We start from the raw sequence: 3,784 nt of genomic DNA, 5'->3' as shown, positions 1-3,784 counted from the left end.
ATCGGGAGCATCCAGGGCAAACAGGGTTTTTCCCCCCCGCTCCATCGTGAGGAGGGACGCGCCGATCGAGATCTGCCGTTTCTGCTCCTCGGTCTGAAAGTCGCTGACGGTGTTGCCCGCATCCGTCCTGCCCATGCGCCCGATCTGTCCATTGCAGAAAAGCATGGCCTCGGCCAGGGTCGTCTTTCCGGCCCCGCCGTGGGCGACAAGCGCAAAACTTCTCGTGTTCTCAGGTTGACGTGCTCCCATCCTCCAATACCCTCCTCTGAAAGATTGCCCGAAAAAACTGCCTACCGCAAACTCCCTACAGCGTTTTTGCCGCCGTCATCGAATGCGGAGAAACGGAGTACGAAGACCTAAATATCGAAAACCCGCCCTGTTCCTCGCGAACGATTCGGAGGAAAGGACGGGAAAACATCATTTCGGATCGCCCCGAAGGGCCGACTCGAGCGCCGCCGCCACCTCGGGCGGACGGGCCTGACCCTTCGTCTCCTTCATCACGAGTCCCTGCAGGAACTTTATCTTCTTGCCCTTGGGGTCCCCTCCGGACCGTATCTCCGCCACGACGTCGGCGTTGGCCTCCAGGACGCTTCGGATCGTCCCGGACAGGGCGTCCCCGACAACGCCGCCCTCCGTCACGCCGCAGGCCTTCACCGCCTCGTCCAGCGTCAGGCTCGACTCGACCATTTTGTCGAACACGGCCTTGGCCTGAGTGGTCGACAGGCGGCCGGCATCGACGCGTCCGACGAGCTCGGCGAGCGCCTCGGGACGAACGGTGAGCTCGCCGAGCGAAATCTGCCGGTCGTTGAGCACGCGCAGGACCTCCGTGCGGACCCAGTTCGCCGCTCGTTGAGGGGCCGCCCCGGCGGCGACGCAGGCCTCGAAGTACTCGGCCATCTCGCGCGATTCGGTCAGGACCTGGGCGGCATCCTCGGAAAGCTTCATCTCCCGCACGTAGCGTTCAGCCTTCACGTCGGGCATCTCCGGCATCAGGGCGCGCACCCGTTCCTCCCATTCCCTCGAGACGTGCAGGGGCGGGAGGTCGGGATCGACGATGAACTTGCGGTAGAACTCCTTGAGCCTCGACCCCGTCGTCACGCCCTTGGCGTCGTTCCAGTGTCGGGTCTCGGGCAGCACCTCCCCGCCCTGCATCATGATCTTCTTCTGGCGTCGGATCTCGTACTCGATCGCGCGCTCCAGCGCCCGGAACGAGTTCATGTTCTTGACCTCGACCTTACGGCCCCACCGGCCGTCCGAGCACTTCATGGAGACGTTGGCGTCGAAGCGCATCATCCCCTTTTCCAGGTCCACGTCGGAGGCCCCGGCGTAGCGCACGCGGCGCCTCAGCGTCGTCACGTACTCCACCGCCTCCCTGGCCGACGAGACGTCCGGCTCCGAAACGATCTCCGCCAGGGGAAGCCCGGAGCGGTTGTAATCGACATAGGAGGTCTCCGCCCCCTCCAGACGGCCGTCCGAGGCGCTGTGATGGAGCTTCCCGACGTCCTCCTCGAGGTGCAGGTGGTGGACCCGGATCCTCTTGAGCCTTCCCTCGTCGTCGTGAACCTCGATGTAGCCGCCCGCGACGATCGGGAGGTCGCACTGGCTGGTCTGGTACCCCTTCGGCAGGTCCGGATAGAAATAGGACTTGCGGAAGAACAGGGACGCCGGCTGCACGGAGCAGTTCAGGGCCATGCCCGCAAGCAGCCCCTGCTCGACGACCTTCTCGTTGAGGACTGGAAGCGCGCCGGGCAGCCCCATGCAGACGGGACAGATGTGCGTGTTCGGCTCTCCGCCCGTGTCCGTGGAGCAGCCGCAGAAAATCTTGGTGTCCGTCTTGAGCTGAATGTGAATCTCGATCCCGATGACGGGCGTGAAGGTCAGTTCCTTGTCCATTTTCTCCCTCACCTCGGGCATGATAATCAAAGACCTCCCTTCGCGATCCGGGGCGAGCCCAGCAGGCCCTCCAGAGTCAGTCCCACGTTCAGAAGGCGGCCGTCGCTCCATCGGGGTCCGACGAGCTGCAGGCCCACAGGCAGCTCCGAGGGAGAATACCCCGTGAAGAAGGACAGCCCGGGCAGACCGGCCATGTTCACGGGCAGCGTGTAGAGGTCCGACTCGTATCCCTTCATCGCATCCTTGTTCGCCTCTCCGACAGGGGCGGGCAGGGCGGGGGTGACGGGCTGGAGGATGAAGTCGGCCGCGCCGAAAGCCTTGGCGAACTCCTGGGCAATAAGGGTCCGCACCTTCGTCGCCGCGACGTAGTACTCCTCGCTCCGGACCGGCTCGGTCAGGCAGGTGCCCGCGATGATGCGCGACTTGACCTCTATGCCGAACCCCCTGGAACGGACCCTCTCGAACATCTCCTTGATCCCCTCGGCGTCGTCCACGGTGCAGCCGTATCGCACGCCGTCGTACCGCTCGAGGTTGGTATGGGCCTCGGACATGGCGATGGCGTAGTAGCAGGACACCGCATAGCGCGCCACGATCGGGAGCTCGACCTCGACGATCTCCGCCCCGGCATCCTCGAGAAGCCCGCGGACGCGCGCCATGGCGTCGGCGATGGGGGCCTCCAGGGTAAAGCCCTGGAACTCCCTGACCAATCCGATACGCTTGCCCTTCAGGTCCTCCGGAATGGGGGAAAAGTCAAGACTCTTGCCCCGGACGCTGCTGGAGTCCCTGGGGTCGTGACGGGCCAAGACGCCCATGATGGCGTGCAGGTCCCCGACCGTCCGGGCAAAGGGGCCGACCTGATCGAGGGAGGAGCCGTAGGAGATGACGCCGTAGCGGCTGACCAAGCCGTAGGTCGGTTTCAGTCCATAGACGCCGCAATAGGAGGCGGGCTGACGGATGGACCCCCCCGTGTCGCTGCCGAGCGAGAACGGGGCATAGCCCGCCGAGACCGCCGCCGCGCTTCCGCCCGAGCTGCCGCCCGGAACGCGCGTCGCGTCCCATGGGTTCCGCGTCGGACCGAAGGCCGAGCTGCCGCAGGTGTTGCCCATCGCGAACTCGTCCATATTGGACTTGCCCAGCAGGACGGCCCCGGCATCCCTCAGGAGCTCCCAGACGGTCGCGTCGTAGGGAGGTTTCCAGTCGCCCAGAATGGCGCTCCCCGCCGTGGTGCGCACGCCCTTGGTGCAGAGGTTGTCCTTCAGGACGACGGGAACCCCGACCAGGGGCCCCGGCTCCTCCCCCTTCGCCAGGCGTTCGTCCGCCCTGCGCGCCATCTCGCGTCCGGCTTCGACCGTCGTCGTGATGAGGGCGGAGAGGTTCGGCTCGCAGGCCGCGGCACGGGCAAGACAGGAGTCGAAGAGCTCCATAGCGGAAAATTTTTTTGTCCGGACCCCCTCGGCCGCCGACCTCAGGTTCAACTCGTAAAGCTCCATCGCCTATTCCTCCATGATGCGGGGGACCTTGAAATAATCCCCAACTCGATGCGGCCCCTCGTCCAGGATCGCCTTCACGTCGCCGAAGGGGGTAAGGACGTCCTCGCGAAGCGGGCACTCCGTCTTCTCCGCGAAGCAGAAGGGCTCCACCTCTTTAAGATCCAGTTCCTTGAAGCGATCCAGCATGGAGAGGAAGTTATTGATGTAGCGAGCCGCCTTCTCCAGCTCGGCGTCGTCCAGGGTCAGCCTTGCCTCCAGGGCGATCTCGCGCACCTCGTCGTTGCTCAGTTTCATTGTTGCACTTCCTTTCGGTAAGGAAAAACCGCGGCCGCCCCTTCGGAGGCCGCCTGTTTGCACACACAGTAAGGAATTATAACAGTTCCCCCCACGCCTTTCAAAGC

General features: G+C 64.5%; 4 protein-coding genes. All 4 read right to left on the bottom strand.

Annotated features, from left to right (window positions below):
• A partial coding sequence (locus Q0176_RS05915) for a GTP-binding protein (protein WP_299300203.1) occupies positions 1-249 on the bottom strand: 249 nt, incomplete at its 3' end.
• Between the two features lie 168 nt (positions 250-417).
• A complete protein-coding gene (gene gatB / locus Q0176_RS05910) occupies positions 418-1,914 on the bottom strand; it encodes an Asp-tRNA(Asn)/Glu-tRNA(Gln) amidotransferase subunit GatB (protein WP_299300200.1) in 1,497 nt (498 codons plus the stop codon).
• A gap of 5 nt (positions 1,915-1,919) precedes the next feature.
• Positions 1,920-3,383, bottom strand: coding sequence for an Asp-tRNA(Asn)/Glu-tRNA(Gln) amidotransferase subunit GatA (gatA, locus tag Q0176_RS05905; RefSeq protein WP_299300198.1), 1,464 nt, complete (start codon positions 3,381-3,383; stop codon positions 1,920-1,922).
• Positions 3,384-3,386: 3 nt separating this feature from the next.
• On the bottom strand, positions 3,387-3,677 hold the full coding sequence (gene gatC, locus Q0176_RS05900; RefSeq protein ID WP_299300196.1) for an Asp-tRNA(Asn)/Glu-tRNA(Gln) amidotransferase subunit GatC: 291 nt from the start codon (positions 3,675-3,677) through the stop codon (positions 3,387-3,389).
• Between the last annotated feature and the right edge of the window lie 107 nt (positions 3,678-3,784).

This window comes from uncultured Fretibacterium sp. (assembly GCF_938040765.1).
GTDB lineage: Bacteria > Synergistota > Synergistia > Synergistales > Aminobacteriaceae > CAJPSE01.
The sequence above is the reverse complement of the archived record's forward strand: the minus strand, read 5'-3'. Positions and strand labels throughout refer to the sequence as shown.